Genomic DNA, 22,811 nt, shown 5'->3' with positions numbered 1-22,811 from the left:
AACGAGGCTTCCATAATGAATGAGATGGCGACATGAATGAAATGGCTCCCGGAAAGTTCGGCATGGGCGCGCCCGTGCGGCGCAAGGAAGACAGCGCGCTGATCACCGGGCACGGACGCTACACCGACGACATCCGTCCGGATGGGGCGTTGCGGGCCTATGTCCTGCGCTCGTCGATGGCGCATGCCCGTATCAGGATCGGCGACCTTGACGAGGCGCGAAACGCGGAAGGCGTGGCGATGGTGCTGGTCGCGGCCGATATCCCCGATCTCGGCATGATGCCCAACAAGGCCTCGGTCAAGCAGCCCGACGGAAGCGCGCCGGTCGTGCCGCCGCGTCCCGTGCTTGTCGTCGACACGGTGCGCCATGTCGGCGAACCGATCGCCTTTATTGTCGCGGATACGATCAACAACGCCAAGTCGGCGGCCGAATTGATCGAGATCGACTACGATCCGCTCGACGCGGTGGTCGACACCGCCGATGCACTGTCGCCCGATGCGGCGCTGGTGTGGCCCGATCGCGGCAGCAATCTCGCCTACACCGCCGAGATGGGTGATGCCGAGGCGACGCGGGCCGCCTTCGACACCGCACATCACGTGACGCGGATCGAGATCGTCAACAACCGGCTGGTGTGCAACTACATGGAGCCGCGCAGCTGCATCGGCGAGTTCGATGCGACGAGCGGGCGCTACACGCTGACCGCCGGCACCCAGGGCGGCCATGGCATGCGCGACGTCATCGCCGGCGACATCCTCGGCATCGACGCGAAGGACCTGCGTGTCATCACGCCGGACGTGGGCGGAGGCTTCGGCACCAAGAATTTCGTTTATCCCGAATACCCGCTCGCGCTCGTCGCGGCGAAGCGGCTGGGAAAACCCGTGAAGTGGGTGTGCGAGCGCACGGAGCATTTCGTTGCCGATGCCCATGGACGCGACAATCTCGCGGTGGCCGAGGTCGCTATGGATGCCGAGGGTCGCTTTCTCGCCATGCGCGTCGATCTGATCGCGGCGATGGGCGCCTATCTGCACCAGTATGGACCGTTCATTCCCTATCTCGGGCTGACGATGTCGACCGGCCTCTACGATATCCCGGCCCTGCATGCAGTGCTCAAGGGCGTCTATACGCATACGGTTCCAACCGACGCCTATCGCGGTGCGGGGCGTCCGGAAGCCGCTTATCTGCTGGAGCGGCTGGTTGACAAGGCGGCGGCCGAAATGGACCTTTCCCCGGCGGAGATCCGTCGCCGGAATTTCGTCCCGACCGACGCGCTGCCCTACACGACGCCGACGGGCCGCATGTATGACACCGGCGAGTTCGCGGCCCATATGGACACAGCACTTGCAGCCGCCGACTGGGACGGCTTCGAGGCCCGCGCCGGGGCGTCCGCCGCGGCCGGCAAGTATCGCGGCATCGGCATGGCGACCTATGTCGAGGCCTGCGCCTTCGCCGGTTCGGAGGAGGCCACCGTCGAGCTCGGGCTCGACGGTTCGTTGACGCTGCTGATCGGCACCCAGTCGAACGGGCAGGGACATGCGACCGCCTACGGGCAGATCATAGCCGAGCAGTTCGGCGTCGATCTCGACAAGGTGACGATGATCCAGGGCGATACCGACCGGGTGCGCAGGGGCGGGGGCACCGGCGGGTCGCGGTCGATCCCGATCGGCCTGCCGTCGGTGTTGGAGGCGTCGAAGACGCTGGTGAAGAAGATCAAGGATCTCGCCGCGGACAAGCTGGAAACGGGCGTTGAGGATCTGGAACTGATGGATGGCTCCGTGCGGGTCGTCGGCACCGACCGTGCCGTCACGCTCGCCGAAATCGCGGCGGGTGCGCCCGAGCCGATCGCTGCCCGCGAAGCCGTGAAACAGGCGGAGGCGACCTATCCCAACGGCACGCATATCTGCGAGGTGGAGATCGATCCCGACACCGGCGACACCAGGCTGGTCGACTATGCCATCGTCGATGACTTCGGCGTGACGGTGAACCCGCTGCTGCTCGCCGGGCAGGTGCATGGCGGCGTCGTTCAGGCCATCGGTCAGGCGCTGATGGAGCACACCGTCTACGATGCGGACGGCCAGCTTATCAGCGCCTCGTTTCTCGACTACCAGATGCCTCGCGCAGCGGACATTCCCGACATCCGGTTCGAGACCCGCAACGTTCCCTCCACCACCAATGCGCTTGGCATCAAGGGGGCTGGCGAGGCCGGGACCATCGGCGCCTGCCCGGCGGTGATGAATGCGGTCAACGATGCGCTGCGTCGTGGGGCAGGTGTCGCGCAGATCGACATGCCGGCAACGCCGTCGCGGGTCTGGGAAGCGATTGCCGCCGCGCGCAGCTGATGACGATTCGCTCGGGGCAGGGCGCCCTGCCCCGACAGCGAAATCGCGACACAAGGGCGGTGCGCCGTAAAGATGCCGCCCCGTCGCGCTGATACAGTCTCACGCGGTTGCAGCGCCATTTCATGCCATGCGCGGGGCGCAGGGGTGACGTGTCGAGACCGTTCGGGACCGAAGCCTATTGATACTATAAATAAAATCGATAGCCTTTGTTCCGTTCGCCCCTGCGAACCGTCGGTTCGGTCGTGGACCGCGCGATTGTCGTGAGCTGGAATTTTCTGAATGCCTCCTTCCCCGTCCGCCGTCTCCCCTCCCGATCTGAATGCCCACAATCCGCGGCTCGGCATTTCGCTGAAGATCGCGGCCACGCTTCTGTTCACCGGGATGGTGGCACTGGTGAAGCTTCTTGAAAGCCGCTATCCGGTGGGCGAGGTGATGTTCGCGCGCAGCTTTTTCGGCCTGATCCCGGTTCTGGTGATGGTCTGGTGGCAGGGGGAGGGGCCGTCGGTCTTGAAGACGCGCCGTCCGCTCGGCCATATCGGCCGGGCGCTGGTCGGCGGCTCCGCCATGGCGATGTGGTTTGCCGCCCTTGCCCTTCTGCCGCTGCCCGACGCGACGGCGATCAGCTTTTCCGCGCCCCTGATCACGGTCGCGCTTGCGGCGGTCATCCTGCGCGAGAAGGTGCGGGTCTATCGCTGGACGGCGGTCGTGGTCGGCTTTTTCGGCATTCTCATCATCCTGTCGCCGCATCTGGGGGCGGCGGCGCCGAGCGAAGGCACCACCAAGGGCGCGATGCTGGCCTTCGCGGCTGCGGTGGCGATGGCCCTGGCGATGATCACCGTGCGTCGGCTGACCAACACAGAGCGCACCTCGACCATCGTGATCTGGTTCACCGGCGTGATGGCGCTCCTGTCGCTTGCAAGCGCGCCCTTCGGCTGGGCGATGCCGACGGGCGCGGACGCGCTGATGCTCGTATGCATCGGCCTGTTCGGCGGGATCGGCCAGATCCTGGTGACCACGAGCTACCGTTTCGCCGATGCCTCGACGATCGCGCCGTTCGACTACACCACCATGATCTGGACCGTGATCGTCGGCTGGCTGGTGTTTTCCGAGGTTCCGACCATCGAGGTGATCGCCGGTGCGATCATCGTCATCGGCGCGGGCGTCTTCGTCATCTTCCGCGAGCGCCGGCTGGGTCTCGACCGGTCGAAGGAACGCCAGACGGTCACGCCCTCCAAGGTCTGACGGAGCCGGTTGGCGGCGCCCGTCAGAATGCCTTGAAGGTGATGATCGTCTTGGTGTCCTGGATGCCGTCGAAGGGATGGACCTTTTCGTTGACGAAATGGCCAATGTCGGCACTGTCGTCGACGTAGATTTTCACCATGAGATCGAAGTCCCCGGCGGTCGAGTAGATTTCCGAGGCGATCTCTGCGTCGGCGATTGCATTGGCAACCTGATAGGCTTTTCCCAGGTGGCACTTGATCATCACGAAGAACGGAATCATGGAGGTCTCCCAAGCAGGGCTGGCAGGCGGGCTGGCGCCGGCAGGCGCGTGAATCGCCCGACAGTGAAGCGGAAGCGCTCAAGTGGAGCAAGGGGTGTTGCGTGCGGGCGGTCATGTCCTGCCACAAGGTGGCCATGCCCCGGCGAACATGGGCAAATTTTAATGAAGCGGGCCTTGCGAAGTTGCGGCCCATGCCCGAACCTGCGAGGACGGTGGCGCAGATGCGCCGGTTTTCCGCAATCGGCGCAAGGCGGAGTATCATGCAGGGTGGTGGATCATAGGGTGACGGAACAGGATCGATGACCTCCCAGGGAGCGAAACCGCCTCGGCGCCGGCGCGGCGACGGCAGAATGGACCGACACGCGTTCGGTGACGTGTCCTCAGTGTCCTCGCCTCCTACATCGGGCCGCTCCGCCAGTGCCGGCGCAATGTCCCGCCGCGCCGCGCTTGGGTTCGCCGGTGCAGTCGCGGCCACAGGGCTCGCCACTCCGGCCCTTGCCCAAACGACAATCGAATGGAAAATGGCCACCGCCTGGCCCGCGGACCTGGAGGGGCCGGGGCAATCGGCGCAGCGCATTTGCGATGCCATCGCCTTGTTGAGTGGCGGGCGTATGCGCGTCCGGCTGTTTCCCGACGGCGAACTGGTCGCTGCTTCCGGCATTTTCGACACGGTGTCTGCAGGGACGGCCCAGATGGGTCACGCCGCATCGGCCTATTGGCAGGCGAAGATGCCGGCCGCGGTGTTCTTCACCGCCGTACCCTTCGGCTTCCTGCCGCATGAGCATGTCACATGGCTTGAACGGGCCGGCGGTCAGGCGCTATGGGACAAGCTTTACGCGCCCTATGGTGTGCGGCCGTTTCTGGCGGGCAACACCGGAGCCCAGATGGGGGGCTGGTTCACCCGTCCGGTCGAAACCCTCGAAGACCTCGACGGCCTGAAGATCCGGATGCCGGGTCTTGGCGGCGAGATCATGCGCCGGCTGGGGGCGACGCCCATGTCGCTCCCGCCGACGGAACTTGTTCAGGCACTGTCCAGCGGGCTGATCGATGCCGCGGAGTTTCTCGGTCCGGCAAGCGACCGGGCGCTTGGCTTCGCCGAGGTTACAAAACTCTATTACGCGCCCGGATTTCACGATCCCAATGGCGCCAATGAGATGCTGGTCAACTCCGTTGCCTTCGACGGGCTCGCCGAGGACCTCAAGGCCGTGGTAATCGCCGCCTGCCGGGCCGAGACGCTTCAGTCGATGGCCGGCAGTGACTGGCGCAATGCGCAGGCCTTCGACGCGCTCAAGACCGAGGACGGGGTCGAGGTCCGCGCCTATCCGCCCGAAATCCTCGCGGCATTGCGCGACACCGCGGCGCAGGTGGTGGCGAGTTTTGCCGATGCCGGCGGGCTCGACCGCGACATCTACAAGAGTTACGCGCGCACGCTGCAAAAGCTGGCGCCCTGGAGTTCCGCCTCCACACGGCTGTTTCTTGAAGGGCGTGAAACCTGACGCCTGTTTTCTGCGCGGGGTCGGGTCGGTTCCGGCGGAGGACCGCGTTGCGGGTCAGACCGTTTGCTTGAGTTCCTGAGGGAGCTCGCGAAACCGGCCATCGCGCAAGGCGGCGAGGGCGAAATCCACCATCGGCTCGAACAGATGGTCCTGCTGACCTTCCGCAAAGCAGCGGCAGGTCTGCGCGACCAGCGCCGGATGAAAGAACATGATCAGCGAATGCTGGAACAGCATCGCCGACGTTTCCACGTCCTGCTCCGGAAATTCGCCCGTTGAAATTCCGTCGCGGATCACATCCGCAAAGGCGCTGCGCATCCGGGCCTTGTGGGTCTCGATCTCGTCCCACGCTTCCTCCATCGCCGCTTCGAGGAGATCGTGGATCTTGCGATTGTCGGCGTAGCGCTCGCGCATGTGATGAAAATGCCGGCGCACCATCTCGCGCAGCCGCTCGCAGCTGCCTTGCATTTTCGTCGATGGCTCCATCACCATTACGGAGCGAAGATCGGCCGTCACCAGTCCGGTTACTGCTTTGGTGAGTTCCGCCTTGGAGGCGAAGAACCGGTAGACGTTGGCCGGCGACATGCCGAGTTCGCGGGCGATGTCGGCGACGGTCGTCTTCTGGTAGCCGTAGACGTGGAAGAGCTTGTTGGCGGTCTCGACAATGCGCTGGCGTGTCTCATGCGCAGCCGTGCTTGCGGCGCCGTCACGGGTGGCAGCCTGCGGGCTGTCGGATCTCGTCGTGTCCAGCATGTCCGTCATGTGCGTTGGTCCCGATCCTTCTGCCATGACACTCAGTGTATGCGACGCTGAGTGTAGATCCTATCTGCAGGTCTCGCTGCCACAATCAGCTCCGCCAACGGCCAGTCGACCGCCGGGCGGGCGATGAGCCACGTCCAGGATGGCGAAACCTTCGGTGACCGTCACCGCTTGATGAAAATGGGCGGGGTCAGCAAGCGCGTCAATGGCTGACGACTGATATATATTATCTGACGATTGTTGACAATCATCATTTCATGGTCATATCAGTTGACGCTAGGTATCGGGGGCTTCGCCCATCGTTTTCCGGCCCAGGCCGGTCCATTCGCGCCAGGCGCAGCTGTCCGCCCGCTGTCGGGTCGGTCGTCACAGGAGCAGCACGATGCATCGAAACGCCTCCGGTCTTTGCGCCGCCTCCGTTCGCTCTGCTGTTCGAGCGATCTTTTCGGTAGCTCTGCTCGGGCTCGTTGTCGCCGGCTGCCAGCCGGAGTCCGGGTCCGATGCTCAGGAGGTGTCACCGCCAACCGTCTGGGTCGAAAAGGTGGGAAAGGCGCGCGGCAGCGGCTTGTCCTATTCGGGTACGATCCGGGCGCGTAGCGATGCGCCCGTTGCCTTTCGCGTCGGCGGAAAGCTCTCTCGCCGTGGTGTCGATATCGGCGACCGCGTCGAGGCGGGTGACCTGGTCGCGCGCCTCGACGCGACGGATTTCGATGCAGCTCTCCACGCGGAAGAGGCTCAGGAGCGGGCCGCGCGCGCGGAGGCCAAACGCACAGCCGATGCGCTTGCACGTATCGAGACGCTCAAGGCGAAAGGGCATGTCAGCCAGGCCTCGCTCGACGCCGCGCAGGCTGCGGCCGATGCCGCCGCCGAGGCGCTGAAGGCTGCCGGCGAGCGCCGGCTGCTTGCGGAAAACCAGCGCGCCTACACCGTTCTTCGCGCGGATGTCGCTGGTGTCGTGACCGCCGTTCTCGCCGAGCCTGGCGAGGTTGTCGCACTCGGCCAGCCGGTGGTCAGGATCGCGGCCGCGCGCGGTCGCGAGGCCGAAGTCGCCGTGCCGGAGGCCCATGTCGCCGCGATCGCGCAGGCCGAGGCGCACGTCACGCTCTGGGCGCTGCCTGGAAAGACCTTCTCCGCCCGGTTGCGCGAATTGTCGCCGCAGGCGGACCAGGCGGCGCGTACCTTCACCGCGCGCTTCGAGCTTGAGGACCCGAGCGGTCTGGCCCGGCTTGGCATGACCGCGACGGTTCATCTCGATCCGTCGGGCCCGGCGAGGGGTGTCGCCGTTCCCCTATCCGCCGTGTGGTATCGTGGCGAGGACGCCTTCGTCTGGCGTGCCGCTCCCGGCGACAGTCGCGTGAAGGCGGTCGCCGTCGAGGTCCTGCGCATCGAGGCGGCGCGCGCAATCGTCGACGGGGCTCTGGAGCCGGGCGTGACCGTGGTCAGCATGGGGGTCCACCGCCTTGACGCCGATCTCGAGGTGCGCGTGGTCGAGCGTGCGCCAGCCGATCCGGTGCTGGTCGGAGCCTTGCAATGAGCCGCTTCAACCTGTCGGCCGTGGCGCTGCGGCATCAGACACTGGTGCTTTTCTTCATTCTTGTGACCGCCGCCGCCGGTATCTGGGCCTATGGAAATCTCGGACGCAACGAGGACCCCGCCTTTACGGTCAAGGTGATGGTGGTCACCGCCGCCTGGCCGGGCGCAAGTGCTGTCGAGATACAGGAGCAGGTCGCCGACCGGATCGAGACGCGGTTGCAGACGCTGCCCCATCTCAGCCGGCTGGAGACCTACACGCGCCCCGGCTTCATGGCGACGCAGGTCGTGCTCGCCGACACCACACCGCCGAAAGACGTCGAGGGTCTCTGGTACCAGGTGCGCAAGAAGGTTGGCGACATCCGCGGCGACCTGCCGCCGGACGTGCTCGGCCCGTCCTTCAATGACGAATATTCCGACGTCTACGTTCAGGTCCATGCCCTGACCGCGCCGGATGCGACCTGGACGGAGGTCTCCGACCTTGCGGAAATGGCGCGCCAGAGCTTCCTGTCGGTTCCGGGGGTGGAGAAGGTCCAGCTCTTCGGCGAGCAGGACCAGAAGATCTTCGTCGAGATTTCCTACGCCAAGCTAGCAACCCTCGGCATTCCTGCCTCCGCGATCTTTGATGCCCTGGCGGCCCAGAACGCCGTGGTGCCGTCCGGGTCGGTCGACACGCCGAGCGAGACCGTGCAGGTGCGTGTCAGCGGCAGCCTTGGTGGCGTGCGCGCCGTGGCCGCCGTGCCGGTGAGAGCGGGGGAGGAGATCTTTCGGCTGGGCGACATCGCCACCGTGCGCCGGGGCATAGCCGATCCGCAAAGCTATCTCGCCCGCTACAATGGGCAGGATGCCATCATGCTCGGCATCGCCATGGCCGACGGCGGCAACGTGCTTGACCTCGGCGAGCGGCTCGCGGCCAAGGCGAAAGAGATCCGCGTGCGTCTGCCGGTCGGTGCGGAATTGCACCAGGTCTCCAATCAGCCGGAAGTGGTGGAAGGCGCGATTGGCCAGTTCCTGCTGAAGTTCGTCGCCGCGATCTCGATCGTGCTGATCGTTTCATTCCTGTCGCTCGGATTTCGCACCGGCGTGATCGTGGCCCTGTCGGTGCCGCTGACGCTGGCTGGAACCTTCGTCGTCATGCTCCTGATGGGGATCGACCTGGAGCGCATCTCGCTTGGTGCGCTGATCCTGTCGCTGGGGCTTTTGGTGGATGATGCGATCATCGCCATCGAGATGATGGTGGTGAAGATCGAGCAGGGCTGGGACCGGTTTCGCGCTGCGACCTTCGCGTGGGAATCAACCGCCTTTCCGATGTTGACGGGCACGCTTGTCACGGCGGCCGGATTTCTTCCTGTCGGCTTCGCCCAGTCGTCGGCCGGCGAATATGCCGGCGGGATCTTCTGGGTGGTGACGGCTGCACTGATCATCTCGTGGTTCGTCGCGGTGATCTTCACGCCCTATCTCGGCCTCAAGCTCCTGCCAAAATCGCTGGAACGCCACGCGGCGGCGCGCGGCGACGTCAACGAGGACGCGATCTACCAGACCCGCGGCTACAATCGCATGCGCACCATGGTCAATGCGGCCGTGCGCTTTCGCGTCCCCGTGGTGCTGGTGACCTTCGCCCTGCTCGTCACCGCCGGCTACGGTATGGGGTTCGTCAAGAAGCAGTTCTTTCCCAATTCCTCGCGGCCCGAGGTTCTCGTCGAACTCAAGGGCCCGGAAGGGGCGTCCTTCGCCGCGACCGAACGCGCCGCACGCGAGCTTGAGGCACTGCTCGCAAAGAGCCCCGATGTCGACTATTTCACCACCTATATCGGCGCCGGTGCACCGCGCTTTTTCCTGGCCTACAATCCGGCGCTTCCCAATCCCAGTTACGCGCTGATCCTTGTCCAGTCGAAGGGCGGGGAGCACACCGGGCGTCTGGTCAAGGAGTTGACGGCGCGCTTCGAGGCGTCCGAAAGCTCCGTGCGCGGGCGGGCCAACAAGCTTGAACTCGGGCCGCCGGTCGGCTTTCCGGTGCAGTTTCGCGTCGTCGGTCAGGACCGTGAAGAGGTGCGCGCGATCGCGGCGCGGGTGCGCGATGCGATGCGCGCCAACGCGGACACACGCAACACCGAGCTGCAATGGGGCGAGAAGGTCAAGACGGTCAGGCTCGAGGTCGATCAGGAACGCGCCCGTGCGCTCGGATTGTCGACACAGGAGATCGCGCAATCGTTGCAGGCGCTGCTGTCGGGCGTTCAGGTCACCAGCCTGCGCGATGGCCGGCATGCGGTTGGCGTTGTCGTGCGGGCGTCGGAGAGCGAGCGGGCCGAGCTCGGCGACATCGGCGATCTGGTCCTGAACGTGCGCGACGGTCGCGCGGTGCCCGTGTCGCAGGTCGCGCGCATCGAATATGTGTCCGAAGAGCCGATCCTGTGGCGCCGCAACCGCGAGACCGTGCTGACTGTGCGCGCCGACATCGTGCCCGGCGTGCAGGCACCCGATGTCACGGCCGCGCTCCTGCCGAAGATGAGGGAGATCGAGGCGGGGCTGGCGCCCGGCTACCGGATCGACGCCGGCGGTGCGGCCGAGGAATCGGCCAAGGCCAACGCAGCACTTGCCAAGGTGTTTCCGGTGATGCTGCTGGCGATGGCCGTGCTGATCATGCTGCAGATGCAGTCCTTTTCCAAAATGGTGATCGTCTTCCTGACCTTCCCGCTGGGCCTTGTCGGTGCGGTCGCGGCCCTCTTGATCGCCGATGCGCCCTTCGGCTTCGTCGCGATCCTCGGCGTGATCGCGCTGGGCGGAATGGTGATGCGCAACACGCTGATCCTCGCCGACCAGATCGAGCACGACCTGGCGGGTGGAGCAACCATGCGCCAGGCCATCGTGGAATCGACCGTGCGCCGGGCGCGCCCGGTCATCCTGACCGCGCTGGCCGCCGTGCTCGCGTTCATCCCGCTGACGTCCAACATCTTCTGGGGACCGATGGCGATCGCCATGATCGGCGGACTGACAGTGGCGACCGTTCTCACTCTTGTGTTCCTGCCGGCGCTTTATGCGCTGTGGTTCCGCCGGCGGCTCGACAAGAGCGACGCGGAGGCATCCGGCAGTGCCGGTGCGCAAGACGCAGTCACCACCGGCTCCCGTGACACGACAGAGCGCGAAACGGACCCCGCGCCGGCTCTGTCGCAGGCAGCGGAGTGACGGAAACGTCGCTCCGCTGCTCCTGTTTCGAGCCTTGGTCTATCGGGACCTTGATTCATCGGGAAAGGCACGGGATTGCCGGTCTGTCGCTTGGTGAGCGACTGCGGCTTCTATCCGGAGTGCCGCGAGTGGCCCGGATTTCGTGACCTTCGTGCAACACCACAGGGGCAATCCGAATTTCCGCCTACCTCTACGGGAATTGATTAAAAATTGTGCAAAAGCACGTCGATGTTTCGCGGTTTCAAAAAACCGACATGAAAAGCCCTGTTCCCGCTGTCGCGGAGCCACAAACGCTTTCGGATGTCGTAGGGGAAGGGAGTGAATTCGTTTTTTGTGCAACGCAATACCGATCAGTCCTTGTTGAAAATCGCGGTTGCCCGAGGCGGGCCTCTCGATAACCTTATCAAAACGTAATCGGCGGTTGGGGTAGGCCGTCTGAAAAATGTATTGGGAGGATCGGAACGCGGTATGGGGAAAAAGGTCAGGGCAGGACTACTCTCTCTTACAGGAATTTTGACTGTCGTTACAGCCCATCAGGCAGTCGCTGGTGGCTTTGCACTTCGGGAGCAGAGTTCCTACTATCAGGGGATGTCATTCGCGGGGTATGGCACAACCGGTCCGTCGATCTCTTCGATGTTCTGGAATCCGGCAACGTTGACGGGTGCCGGCGCCGGCTGGACGGCTGAGGCGCACAACACGCTGATCGTCCCGAAAGCCGAGATGGACGGGACCTTCACCTCTTCGGGTGTGCCGCTACCGCCCTTTGCCATCGTCCTGCCGAACAGTACCGTGCCCTCCGGCGACGTCGGCAACGATGCCTTCATTCCGGCGAGCTACGCGGCCTATCGGCTGAATGATCGAGCCGTCTTGGGCATTTCGATCAACGCGCCCTTCGGGCTTGCGACCAAGCCGGCGCAGAATTGGGCCGGGCAGTTCTATTCGCGCTCCTCCAAGGCGCAATCAATCAATGTCACGCCGACGATCGCCTATGAGATCAATGACATGGTTTCCGTGGCGCTCGGTCTCCAGATCCAGCACTTCGCGGTCGCGTTGAAAAAGGCCGTGCCCAATGTTCCCGGTTTTCCGACCGGGGGTCTGGAGGGCGATGACATCGGGTTTGGTATCACCGCCGGCCTGACCCTGAAGCCGATGGAGGGGACCGAGATCGGTCTGGGCTATCGCTCCAGCGTATTTCATGAACTGGACGGCCAGCTTGCAGCGCCGACGGGCGTTACCGCGATCAACGCCCGGCTGAGCACACCGGACATGGTGAACCTGTCGGTCAAGCAGCGGGTGAGCGATACCTTCCGCGTGTTTGGTACGGTGGAATGGACAAACTGGAGCCGTCTGAAGTCCCCGCGCGTAACGGCGCAGGCCAATGGCGCGGTCGTCGAGACACTGTACTTCAACTATGAAGACAGCTGGTATTTCGCGCTGGGCGGCGAATATGACGTGAACGAGGATCTGACGGTGCGCGCAGGTGTCGGCTACGAATTGTCGCCGATTGACGATGCCATCCGCTCCACGCGCCTGCCGGACAATGACCGGCTGTGGCTGTCGGCTGGCGCGACCTATCAGGTGTTTGAAAATCTCGCGGTCGACCTTGGCTACACCTACATCCACACGGCGAAGACATCGGTCAACATCGGCCCGGGCCATCAGGACTACAACCCGGCGATCGGCACCTATTCCTCGAATGTCGATTCCAACGTCAACATCGTGTCCGCGTCGCTGCGTTACACATTTGGTGGCGGCCACGACCGACCCGAGGCGAACGGACGCGGTTACTGATCGACGGCGGTCGTTGCTGAAAACGACGAAGCCGGCGGAGCAATCCGCCGGCTTTTGTTGTTGAGATGTTCCGCAGGCGATGCGTTCAAAAGGCTGCCGGATAGAGCCCGCCATCGATCAGGACATTTTGCCCCGTCACATAGGCGGCATGCGCCGAACAGTAGAAAGCGCAGATCCGGCCGAATTCCTCCGCCGTGCCGAAGCGGCCGGCCGGGATTTCGCCTGCCTGCGCGGCGCGGATATCGTCCACGCTGCGTCCGGACGCGCTCGCCGCCGCTTCGATGCCGCCGCGCAGCCGGTCGGTGTCCATCTTTCCCGGAAGCAGGTTGTTCACCGTCACGTTGCGGCTGGCGTAGGTACGCCCGACGCCGGCGAGAAACGCCGTGAGACCCGCCCGCGCGCCGCTCGACAGGTCGAGGCCGGCGAGTGGCATGCGCACGGTGATCGAGGTGATGTTGACGATCCGTCCGAAGCCGCGCTCGGCCATGCCGTCGGCGACCTTCTGGATCATCTCGATGGGCGAGATCATGTTCTGGATCACCCCGTCGATCATCGCGTCGCGGTCGAGCTCGCGGTAGTCGCGGCGCGGCGGTCCGCCGTTGTTGTTGACCAGGATGTCGGGGGTCGGGCAGGCGGCAAGCAGCGCCTCCTGGCCCTCGCGGGTCGAGACATTGGCCGCGACCGGCGTGACCTTTGCGCCGGTGCGGCGCGCGATTTCATCGGCCGTGCGGTCGAGCCGCTCGGCGTCGAGACCGTTGACGATCACCTCGCAGCCGGCCTGCGCCAGCGCTTCGGCGCAGCCGCGTCCAAGGCCGCGGCTCGATGCGCAGACGATGGCCTTTCGGCCGGAAATTCCAAGATCCATCCCGATGATCCTCCCAGTGTGTCGTCATGCCAGTGTGGTGAGTTTGAAATCCGAAAACCACACCGGACACCTATACTTGCTCATCACCCTTTTGAACCTGAAGTTCGCATCATTGTCCGGCTCGCTCCGAACGAACTTCAGATTCGGGTGACGAGCCGCACGGCCCGTGGACCGTGCAACGTTCATATCGGATGACCGGCCTGGCGCACGGTTCGCGGCGCCGCCTAAAATGATTTCGCAGCAACTGTCATATTTCTGAGACCGGAATCGAGCAAAAGGCTTCCTGTCATCTTGTCAGGAGCGCGTCATGTCCGTCAAACCGGCCCCGCGGCATTTCCGGGCGATCTTTCTCTCCGATATTCACCTGGGCACACGCGGGTGCCAGGCGGATATGCTTCTCGATTTTCTTCGCCATCACGATGCGGAGACGTTCTATCTTGTCGGCGATATCGTCGACGGATGGCGGCTCAAGCGCATGTGGTACTGGCCTCAGACGCACAACGATGTTGTGCAGAAGCTGATGCGCAAGGGCCGCAAGGGCGCGCGGATCGTCTACACGCCGGGCAATCACGACGAGTTCCTGCGCGACTTTCTCGGAACCCATTTCGGCGGCATCGAGGTGATGGACGAGGCCCTGCACGAAACGGCGGACGGTCGGCGCTACCTGGTGATCCATGGCGACAAGTTCGACGTCGTGGTCCGGCATGCCAAGTGGCTCGCCTTCCTCGGCGACTGGGCCTATGTCACCGCCCTCAATCTCAACACCGGGCTGAACGCGGTGCGGCGGCGGCTTGGACTGACCTACTGGTCGCTGTCGGCCTGGGCCAAGCTCAAGGTCAAGAACGCGGTGAGTTTCATTGGCAAGTTCGAGGAAACGCTTGCCAGCGAGGCCGCGCGTCAGGGCGTCGACGGGGTGATCTGCGGGCATATCCATCATGCCGCCGACCACCACACCTTCGGCACGCACTACATCAACACCGGCGACTGGGTGGAAAGCTGCACGGCGATCGTCGAGCACCACGACGGGACGTTCGAGGTGATCGACTGGAGCCGGTCCGGTCCGAGTCGGGTCGCCGCCGAGGTTCCGGCCCGCGCGTCGGTGGCTGCATGAGGTCGCTGCTCGTCGTCAGCGACGCCTGGCATCCGCAGATCAATGGCGTGGTGCGCTCCATCGATCGCACGGCGGCAGAACTGCGCCGTCTCGGCGTGCGGGTCGAGGTGTTGTCGCCGGCCGATTTCTTCACCGTGCCGTGCCCGACCTATACGGAGATCCGGTTGACGCTGACGACGACCGGCAGTTTGCGCCGCCGCATCGCCGACCTCGACTGCGAGCACCTGCATATTGCGACCGAAGGGCCGCTCGGCCTGCTGGCGGCACATGTGGCGAAAAAGGACGGCATCGTCTTCACGACGAGCTATCACACACGGTTTCCCGAGTATCTGTCGGCGCGGGTGCCTGTGCCGCTGGCATGGTCCTATGCGTGGCTGCGCCGGTTCCACAATGCGGGGCGCGGCTGCATGGTGGCGACGAAGACGCTGGAGGACGATCTGCGCGCACGCGGGTTCAAGAACCTGATGCGCTGGTCGCGCGGGGTCGATCACGAGCTGTTTCGCCCCTTCGTCGGCTCCGTCCTGCCCGCCGGGGTGGAGGGGCCGGTCTTCATGTATGTCGGCCGGGTGGCGGTGGAAAAGAACATCTCCGCCTTTCTCGATCTCGACCTTCCAGGCACCAGGGTGGTCGTCGGCGACGGGCCGCAACTCGCCGAGTTGCGCGCGCGTTATCGCGAGGTCGTCTTCACCGGGGCGAAAACCGGCGAGGATCTGGCGCGCCACTACGCCAGCGCCGATGTCGTGGTGTTCCCGAGCCTGACCGATACATTCGGAAATGTTTTGCTGGAGGCGCTTGCCTGCGGGGTGCCGGTGGCCGCCTATCCGGTGATGGGGCCGCTGGATATCGTCGGCGGGACGGATGTCGGTGTGCTCGACGACGACCTCGAGAAGGCCGCGCTTGCCGCGCTCGCCATCCCCGGGGACCGCTGCCGCGAGATGGCGCTCGGTTATACCTGGGCGCGCAGCACGCGCCAGTTCATCGACAATTGCAACGCCGCGAAGGCAGGCGACGTCATGCGCGGCGCCGCGTGACGGAATCGGCTTTCGGTCTGTTCGAAGCGGCTTCAAAGCATGGGCGCAATCGTGTACCGGTTCTCCAGGCTTGCAAGGAGAGACCGAGATGGACGCGATTTTGACCCTGCCGGATTTCGAGGATGTGGTTGCCGCGCGCGCGCGCATCGCGGGCGAGGCTGCGGTGACGCCGCTGCTGACATCCGCTTATCTCGACGAACTGACCGGCGGGCGCATTCTGCTCAAGGCGGAAAACCTCCAGCGCACGGGTTCGTTCAAGTTTCGCGGTGCCTTCAATCGTCTCAGCCAGATCCCTGTCGAAGATCGCGGACCCGGCGTGGTCGCCTGTTCGTCCGGCAATCACGCGCAAGGCGTGGCAGAGGCCGCCCGGCTTCTCGGCATGCCCGCCACGATCGTGATGCCGGAGGATGCCCCGGAGGCAAAACTCGCCCGCACGCGGCGCGCCGGCGCACAGGTCGTGACCTATGTGCGCGGTGTGGAGGACCGGGAGGCGATTGCAAATGCCCTCTGCGTCGAAACCGGCGCGACGATGGTACATCCCTACAATGATCCAGGTGTCATCGCCGGACAGGGGACGTCCGGGGCCGAGATCGTCGAACAGGCAAATGCGCTCGGCCTGTCGCCCGACACGATGCTGACCTGCGCCGGCGGCGGCGGGTTGACCGCCGGCATTGCGCTTGCGCTCGAAAGCCTCGCCCCCGATTGCGAGTTGCTTCCGGTCGAACCGGCAGGGTTCGACGACTACGGACGGTCGCTTGTCGCCGGTGCCAGGGTGTCGAACCCGGCCGAGGGCGGATCGGTGTGCGATGCGATCCTGACGCCGACACCGGGCGAGCGGTCCTTTGCGATCGTCAGCCGGCGCGCGACGCGCGGCCTTGTCGTCACCGACGAGGAGGCGTTGGCGGCCGTCGCTTTCGCCTTTCGCGAACTGAAGCTTGTGGTAGAGCCGGGCGGGGCGGTGTGTCTTGCCGCCGTTTTGACCGGAAAGCTGCCGGTAAAGGGGCGCACGGTGGCGCTGACGTTGTCGGGCGGTAACATCGATGCGGAGGTTCTGGCCCGGGCGCTGGCGCTGCATTGACTGAGCGCCGGTCGCCCGAACGCCCGGCGCCACCGCCTATCCGATCAGTTGAAGGCGCGCGGCGTGCCCTGATGGCGCATCGTGCGGAACGTATAGACCTCATGGGCGACGCTCGTCGTTCCGACGCCCAGCCAGGCACAGCGCATCTTCAGGAATCTTCCGTAGGTCTTGTGGCCGATACCGGTTTCCTTCATCAGCATCGCCACCGCCCCGTCGGCCTGGGACGCAAACGTGTCCCGCACCGTGCTGTCGCGCAGGTTGAGGTGCCGTGACACCACCCAGATGATCGCGGCCATGTCCTCGCGATCCAGCAGGGTCAGCAGGATGTTTTCGAAACTCAGTTCTCCGGAGGCGATCTGGATCCGAACCTCGTGTTTCGACAGCTGCTCGCCTTCGATCTCCAGACCGGTGTCGGGGTCGTCAATCACGGCGCGTTGGGCGATGCGTTCGAGGGCTTCGGGGTTGTCGAGCGCCTTCTCCAGCTCCGCCGGCATCAGCGGGCAATCCGTCTCACTGACCAGACGCAGGTCCTCGCGGAACGCTTCGTCGCTGACGCAGCGCTGTGCAATGGCGCCCAAAAGACGCTGGTCGCCGCTGGACAGGATCAAAAGCGCCAGCATGGCGCGCACGGCGAACTGCGCGCCGTCGTTCTGGACAAGCGCGTTGACGACGGGAAAGGCACCCCGTGCAATCAGCGCGTCGACCACGGTCTCCGGGACCTTGTTTCGCCGGGCAATTGCCAGGCGATGACGGTCGGACCGGTTGCGCACGACATCGACCAGTTTCTGGTCGCTGATGACCGGGGAGTGTTCGAGGATGGCCTCGCTCAGGTCAAAGGCTTCTGTGGCAAGCCTGTCGGCCAGTGCGGAGGTGATCCGGTCGGTGCGCGCCAGCCGCACGACGATGTCGAGACGCACCGAATGGTCCAGCTGATCGAAAACGTCGAGCACCAGACTGGAGAAGAGAAACCGCTCGGTGTCGCTGGGTTCGCGTTCAAGCTTGTCGGCATACTGGGCACTCAACAGCCTGACGAGTTCCGACCTTGCGGACGGTTCCCTGATCCTCGCCAGTTCCTCAAGTCGCTCCCTGAACATGCTTGAAACGTTTCCCCCGTAGAGTCACGGACGCGCCAACCCTCCAGGTCCCGACGCACGTGAATCAAAGTGCTTACCCGAATATCGTAAAAATGCTCATAAAAATAATCGTATTTCAAAGTCGTCCTTTCGCCGTGCCGCTGCGGTCGGCTGAACGGACGCAACCTGTCGTGGAGGGGAGGGCAAGGCCGATCAACTGCGGGTGCACGCGATCCCGTGGTCCGGCGGTCGGGGATCTCGCACCACCCTGCTGCTTGCATTCGGGAAACGCCGCATCGCAAGGGGGTGGAAACCGGGAGAAATGCTGAGGTGACCGTGTCGCGGCTGGATGCAGGTCCAACGCGGCGATCGGGCCTGCAGGGCACTACATCAGGCCGCGCGCGGCATGTGCGGCCATGGTCGCTGGTCGACGAGCGTCACGCCATTTGGCTTCAATTGCAAACGGCGTTCTTCAGAGCCGGAACGTTCAGCGTCAATCCGGTCCGTACCCTAGCTGAACAGCGACTGGCGTTCGCCGGGGGAGAGCTCTTCGAGCGGGTCGGCGGAGGCATCCCCGGCCGCGTCTTCCGCCCATTTCTTCTCTTCGTCGGCATCGACCATCACGATGTCGTCAAGCAGGGATGTCGGGACGTCGTCGTCGGAGGGAGCCTCATCGTCTGAAGCAGGTGCCGAGGCCCGTTCAAACACATCCGCCTCGCCGAGATCCTCGTCGGAAACCCCGGCCAGGTCCGGAAGGTTTCCCGAGGCCGCGTTATCGGGTGCCGGGTCGTCGGCCTCCGCGCGTGCGAAAACGTCCGCCTCTTCCTCGGGGGCGTCTTCGGCATCGGTGTTCCAGGCAATGTCGCCGTCCTCGGCGGCGTCACTGGCGAATAACGCATCGATCTCATGCGCCTCGGCGGTCGTGCCGGAGAAGGCGGCGTCCGCCTTATCCTGCGCATTCATCTGGGCGTCGTCGCCCTCGTCGTCCGCAGCGCTTGAACCGGGTCCGAACATCTCGTCGACCGCATCCTGATTGACGCCGCGTCCGTCCAGCTGCGGACCGTTGAGCAGATGCGCGTCCGGGCGGGAGTCTTCGACCAGGGCATGGTTTTCGCCCTTGGCGCCCTCGATGCCCCAGATCGAGATCATCAGGTTGATGCGCGATTCCAGATACTGAAGCACCTGCACGATTTTCTGGGTCCGCTGTCCCGTCAGATCCTGGAACGAACAGGCCATGAAGATCTCGGTGGCGCGCGCGTCGATTTCGTCGCAGGCGCTTTCCTCCGCCCCGGCCTCGCGCAGCGTCCAGGCGTGTTCCTGAATTGCCTCGGCGGCGGCCAGGATTTCCTGTGTCGCGCTTTCCGTCTTGGTGACGATGGCGTCGAGTTCGTTGGAGGCCTCGATGAAGCGGTTGTTGTCTTCGGCCTCGTGTTTGATGTTGGCGATCTCGCGCTTGGTGCGTTCGATCGCCTCCTGCATGTCGGCGATGTCGAGACGGATGCTGTTGAGGTCGGGCACCTTGCGCTCCCGCACCATCGCCTTTTCCAAACGCCCGATCGCGTCGAGAACGACCTGCGTATCGGGCTTTTGGTGACGGCGCATGTATTCGTCGAGGAACCATCGTCCCCGATCGGTTTCCGTCAGGGCCGTCAGGATCGCGTCGTAGTCGCTCTCCATTGTCGCGCCGGGCGTGCTGTTTTCAGCCATGATCGTGATCCGCGTCGTGTTTTCATAATCGTTGGGGCGACTGCAGTGATCTTCAATGCATAATCGCCAAATCCTTAAAATCGGTATAGAAGACCGGCTCCCGTGCAATCCGGACCGTGTCATGCCCCTGCGATATCGGGTAGCGTCCCTTTTTGCCGCCTATTTCTTCGGCCTTGGCCTTTTTTTGCCCTTCTTCCCGCTGGTTCTCGCCGAGGCCGGGCTTGGAGCGGCGGAAATCGGGTCCCTGCTCGCCTTGCCACTGCTGATTCGGCTGGTGGCCAATCCCCTCGTCAGCGCCCTGGCCGATCGGTATTTGCGTCCCGGCATGGCGGTTGCCCTTCTGTCGGCCATCGCCTGCGCCGGGTTCTCCAGCCTGTTCTGGACGCAGGGGTTCTGGCCAACCGCCATCGTGCTGGCCGCGACCTCTTTTGCCTGGGGGCCGCTGGTGCCGATCAGCGACGCGCTCGCCGCCCGCGTCCAGCGCCAGGGCGGCGGCGACTACGGGCGCATGCGTCTTTGGGGCTCCATCGCCTTCGTCGTCGCCAATCTCGCCGGAGGCCTGCTGATCGGTGTCTGGACATCGACGGTGGTGCTCGGCGGTATCCTGGCCGGACTGGCGGTTTCGGCGGGGGTCGGCTGGTTCCTGCCCGTCAAACGGTTGCGCGATGAGCCGGACCCCGCGTCTCATCATTGGCCGGGGGCAGGTGCGACGGCGTCGGTTTTGTATGCGCCGTCCTTCCTGATCGTCATCGGTGCGGTCGGCCTGGTGCAGGCAAGCCATGCGGCCTATTACGCGTTTTCCGCATTGCACTGGTCACAGGCCGGGCTTGGCGGAACCCAGGTCGGGTTGTTGTGGGGGCTTGGTGTCCTGACCGAGATCCTGCTCTTTTCGGTGGCCGGACGGTTCGGAGCATGGATCGGCAGCGGCGGACTTCTGGCGCTGGGAGCGGGGGCCGCCGTGGTTCGCTGGCTGGTGTTTCCCTTTGTGCTCGATCCGCTGGCGATCTCCGCGCTGCAGTTGCTGCATGGTCTGACATTCGGCGCAACGCATCTGGGCGGTGTCGCCTTCGTCGCGCGCATGGCGCCGCCGCGGTGGGCCGGAACGGCACAGGGCATTGCCTCGACGATCGTTGGCGTGATGAGCGCAGGCGCAACAGCGCTCGCCGGGGTTCTCTACGCCTGGGGGGGCGAGCCGGCCTTCTTCGCCATGGCCGGGCTCGCCGGTCTTGGCGGGATTTGCCTGTGCATCAGTCTGGTGTGGCTTCGGCCGCACGCAAAGTCCGTGTGACGGTGCAACGCGCGACGGGCCCCGTCACCCCCACAAGGCGGGTGCGGGCGGAGAAATCAGGCTGCCGGAAAACACCAGTCCGGGTTCGCGGTCGCGCTCCAGCAGCAGCGGCGCGTCGAGATCGACATAATCGGCCTGTTGCGCGGGAAGCGTTGCAGGTGCCATCGCCAGCGATGTGCCCAGCATGCAGCCCACCATGATCCTGAAGTCCATGGCGCGGGCCTTTTCCAAAAGCACGAGCGCTTCCGTTACGCCGCCGGTCTTGTCGAGCTTGATGTTGACCGCATCGTAGAGCGGGGCCAGCCGCTCCAGATCGGCGCTGGTGTGCAGGCTTTCGTCGGCACACACCGGGATCGGCCGCTCAAGCGTTGCCAGGCTGGCGTCGTCGTCGGCGGGGAGCGGCTGCTCGATCAGTTCCACCCCGGCCGCCGCGCAGGCGGCCATGTTGTCGGCGAAGGTTTCCGCGCTCCAGGCTTCGTTCGCATCGACGATCAGCCGTGCGTCGGGGGCCGCCTTGCGCACGGCGGCAATGCGTGCGGGATCGCCCTCGCCGCCGAGCTTGACCTTGAGCAGCGGACGCCCGGCGGCCTTCGCGGTGTCGGCGGCCATTTTCTCTGGCGTGCCGAGGCTGATGGTGAAGGCCGTCAGCATGTCGTGCGGCGTGTCGATACCGGCGCTCCGGTAGGCGGGAACCCCTGACCGCTTTGCTTCGAGATCCCAGAAGGCGCAATCGAGCGCGTTGCGTGCGGCCCCGGCGGGCATCGCCTGCTGCAGGGCCTCGCGCGTCAGGCCGCGTTCGATCTCAGGCCCCATCCTGGCGATGTCTGCCATCACGCCCTCGACGCTTTCGCCGTAGCGGGCATAAGGGACGCATTCGCCGCGTCCGGTGTGCGGCCCCTCGATGAGCGTGACTGTGACGACATGGGCATGCGTGCGGCTGCCGCGCGCGATGGTGAAGCCGCCGGCGATCGGCCAGCTGTCCGTTTGAACCTCAAGCGCAATGGTCATGGCGTGCCGAACTCGCTTTCCAGCCGCATGACGATGTTTTCACAGCCGAACCGCACAGGATCGGTCGCCGGCAGGTCGTATTCCCCGGAAATGTCGGCCAGGCATTGCTTTGCGTCTTCCTCGGACAGGGCCGCGGTGTTGACGCAGATGCCGACGCAGCGGATCTCGGGGTTGGTGAGCTGACCGCAGGAGATCGTCATGTCGATCACCTGACGGATTGTCGGCAGCGGGGTTTCAACGCCGCGCATGGTGGTGCGGGTCGGTTCGTGACAGACCACGAAGGCATCCGGCTGGGAGCCGTGCAGCAGCCCGAGCGTGACGCCGGCAAACGAGGGGTGAAACAGCGAACCCTGGCCCTCGATCACATCCCAGTGGTCGGGTTCGGCGGCAGGCGAAATCCATTCCGCCGCCCCGGAGATGAAATCGGCGACCACCGCGTCTAGCGACACGCCGCGCCCGGAAATGAAGACGCCGGTCTGGCCGGTCGCCCGGAAATCGGCGTCATGGCCGCGCTCGCGCATGGCGTGCTCCAGGGCGAGCGCTGCATATTTCTTTCCAACGGAACAGTCCGTGCCGACCGCAAGCAGGCGCTTGCCGGTCCGTTTCGTTCCCTTGCCGGTGTCGAAGCGGATTTCCGAATGGCGCACGTCGCGCAGATGGTGGCCCGTGCGTGCGGCCGCGTCGCGGATTTCGGGGACGTCGGCCAGGCGCATGTGCAGGCCGCTGGCGACATCCATGCCGGCTTCCAGCGCGGCGACGATGGAGGCGACCCAGTGGTCCGGCAAAACGCCTCCCGCGTTGACCGCTCCGATGATCATGGTGCGTGCGCCCGCGCCGGCGGCCTCTTCCGGTGTCATGTCGGTCAGGCCGGCGTCGGCTGCGCAGCCGTCCAGCCGATGCTGTCCGATGCACCAGTCGCGGCGCCAATCGACGATGCCGAGCCCGGTCTTGGCGGCGAGTGCGTCGGGCACATCGCCGAGGAACAGCAGATAGGGGTGGGCGATTTCCATGGAAAAGCTCCTGCTTCGAAAACGATGCGGCTGCGTTTGCGCGGGGA

At 64.8% G+C, this 22,811-nt stretch carries 17 protein-coding genes; 10 read left to right on the top strand and 7 right to left on the bottom strand.

Going from position 1 to position 22,811, the window contains the following annotated elements; all coding sequences use genetic code 11:
• The first annotated feature begins 32 nt into the window (after window positions 1–32).
• Both BLU32_RS12555 and BLU32_RS12550 read left to right on the top strand, forming a co-directional pair.
• Window positions 33–2,336 (top strand): xanthine dehydrogenase family protein molybdopterin-binding subunit, encoded by a 2,304-nt coding sequence (locus BLU32_RS12555; protein WP_093807433.1) that lies wholly within the window; start codon window positions 33–35, stop codon window positions 2,334–2,336.
• Between the two features lie 279 nt (window positions 2,337–2,615).
• Entirely contained in the window at window positions 2,616–3,578 is a 963-nt protein-coding gene (locus tag BLU32_RS12550) for a DMT family transporter (RefSeq protein WP_093807432.1), read from the top strand.
• A gap of 22 nt (window positions 3,579–3,600) precedes the next feature.
• Here the strand turns inward: BLU32_RS12550 and BLU32_RS12545 are convergent, their stop codons facing one another.
• Window positions 3,601–3,837 carry an Lrp/AsnC ligand binding domain-containing protein gene (locus BLU32_RS12545; protein ID WP_093807431.1) on the bottom strand — a complete coding sequence of 79 codons (237 nt, stop codon included), beginning with the start codon at window positions 3,835–3,837 and terminating at the stop codon, window positions 3,601–3,603.
• A 428-nt stretch (window positions 3,838–4,265) separates the two neighbouring features.
• Between BLU32_RS12545 and BLU32_RS12540 the strand changes: the two genes are divergently transcribed.
• Window positions 4,266–5,333 (top strand): TRAP transporter substrate-binding protein, encoded by a 1,068-nt coding sequence (locus BLU32_RS12540; RefSeq protein WP_208976879.1) that lies wholly within the window; start codon window positions 4,266–4,268, stop codon window positions 5,331–5,333.
• Window positions 5,334–5,387: 54 nt separating this feature from the next.
• Here BLU32_RS12540 and BLU32_RS12535 read toward each other — a convergent pair whose 3' ends face one another.
• The gene (locus BLU32_RS12535; protein WP_157727660.1) at window positions 5,388–6,092 is read right to left on the bottom strand and encodes a TetR/AcrR family transcriptional regulator; all 705 of its coding nucleotides are present in this window, start codon (window positions 6,090–6,092) and stop codon (window positions 5,388–5,390) included.
• A gap of 379 nt (window positions 6,093–6,471) precedes the next feature.
• Here BLU32_RS12535 and BLU32_RS12530 point away from each other — a divergent pair, with 379 nt between their 5' ends.
• From BLU32_RS12530 to BLU32_RS12520, 3 genes are all read left to right on the top strand, one after another.
• Window positions 6,472–7,623, top strand: coding sequence for an efflux RND transporter periplasmic adaptor subunit (locus tag BLU32_RS12530; protein ID WP_093807425.1), 1,152 nt, complete (start codon window positions 6,472–6,474; stop codon window positions 7,621–7,623).
• Complete coding sequence (locus BLU32_RS12525; RefSeq protein WP_093807423.1) at window positions 7,620–10,802, top strand: efflux RND transporter permease subunit; 3,183 nt, start codon at window positions 7,620–7,622, stop codon at window positions 10,800–10,802. The genes BLU32_RS12530 and BLU32_RS12525 overlap by 4 nt, the downstream gene beginning before the upstream one ends.
• Window positions 10,803–11,270: 468 nt before the next feature.
• Window positions 11,271–12,593 (top strand): OmpP1/FadL family transporter, encoded by a 1,323-nt coding sequence (locus BLU32_RS12520; protein WP_093807421.1) that lies wholly within the window; start codon window positions 11,271–11,273, stop codon window positions 12,591–12,593.
• 85 nt (window positions 12,594–12,678) lie between these two features.
• Here BLU32_RS12520 and BLU32_RS12515 read toward each other — a convergent pair whose 3' ends face one another.
• The gene (locus BLU32_RS12515) at window positions 12,679–13,458 is read right to left on the bottom strand and encodes an SDR family oxidoreductase (protein ID WP_093807419.1); all 780 of its coding nucleotides are present in this window, start codon (window positions 13,456–13,458) and stop codon (window positions 12,679–12,681) included.
• A 307-nt stretch (window positions 13,459–13,765) separates the two neighbouring features.
• On the opposite strand from BLU32_RS12515, the gene BLU32_RS12510 reads away from it, so the two are divergent.
• The 3 genes from BLU32_RS12510 to BLU32_RS12500 all read left to right on the top strand — a co-directional run bounded on the left by BLU32_RS12510 (window position 13,766) and on the right by BLU32_RS12500 (window position 16,678).
• The gene (locus tag BLU32_RS12510; protein ID WP_093807417.1) at window positions 13,766–14,569 is read left to right on the top strand and encodes a UDP-2,3-diacylglucosamine diphosphatase; all 804 of its coding nucleotides are present in this window, start codon (window positions 13,766–13,768) and stop codon (window positions 14,567–14,569) included.
• On the top strand, window positions 14,566–15,600 hold the full coding sequence (locus BLU32_RS12505; RefSeq protein ID WP_093807415.1) for a glycosyltransferase family 1 protein: 1,035 nt from the start codon (window positions 14,566–14,568) through the stop codon (window positions 15,598–15,600). Before BLU32_RS12510 ends, BLU32_RS12505 begins: the two co-directional genes overlap by 4 nt.
• Before the next feature lie 88 nt (window positions 15,601–15,688).
• On the top strand, window positions 15,689–16,678 hold the full coding sequence (locus tag BLU32_RS12500; RefSeq protein WP_093807413.1) for a threonine/serine dehydratase: 990 nt from the start codon (window positions 15,689–15,691) through the stop codon (window positions 16,676–16,678).
• A gap of 44 nt (window positions 16,679–16,722) precedes the next feature.
• On the opposite strand, the gene BLU32_RS12495 is transcribed toward BLU32_RS12500, so the two are convergent.
• Window positions 16,723–17,772, bottom strand: a complete 1,050-nt coding sequence (locus BLU32_RS12495; RefSeq protein WP_093807411.1) for a DUF2336 domain-containing protein — start codon at window positions 17,770–17,772, stop codon at window positions 16,723–16,725.
• 489 nt (window positions 17,773–18,261) lie between these two features.
• Complete coding sequence (locus BLU32_RS12490) at window positions 18,262–19,458, bottom strand: protein phosphatase CheZ (protein WP_093807409.1); 1,197 nt, start codon at window positions 19,456–19,458, stop codon at window positions 18,262–18,264.
• 121 nt (window positions 19,459–19,579) lie between these two features.
• Between BLU32_RS12490 and BLU32_RS12485 the strand changes: the two genes are divergently transcribed.
• Window positions 19,580–20,746, top strand: a complete 1,167-nt coding sequence (locus BLU32_RS12485) for an MFS transporter (RefSeq protein WP_157727659.1) — start codon at window positions 19,580–19,582, stop codon at window positions 20,744–20,746.
• A gap of 24 nt (window positions 20,747–20,770) precedes the next feature.
• On the opposite strand, the gene dgcA is transcribed toward BLU32_RS12485, so the two are convergent.
• Together dgcA and dgcN are read right to left on the bottom strand one after the other, a co-directional pair.
• On the bottom strand, window positions 20,771–21,754 hold the full coding sequence (dgcA, locus tag BLU32_RS12480; protein WP_093807405.1) for an N-acetyl-D-Glu racemase DgcA: 984 nt from the start codon (window positions 21,752–21,754) through the stop codon (window positions 20,771–20,773).
• Window positions 21,751–22,764, bottom strand: coding sequence for an N-acetyltransferase DgcN (dgcN, locus tag BLU32_RS12475; RefSeq protein ID WP_093807403.1), 1,014 nt, complete (start codon window positions 22,762–22,764; stop codon window positions 21,751–21,753). Before dgcN ends, dgcA begins: the two co-directional genes overlap by 4 nt.
• Window positions 22,765–22,811: the final 47 nt, after the last annotated feature.

It is taken from the genome of Stappia sp. ES.058 (genome assembly GCF_900105595.1).
Taxonomy (GTDB): Bacteria; Pseudomonadota; Alphaproteobacteria; order Rhizobiales; family Stappiaceae; genus Stappia.
The sequence above is the reverse complement of the archived record's forward strand: the minus strand, read 5'-3'. Positions and strand labels throughout refer to the sequence as shown.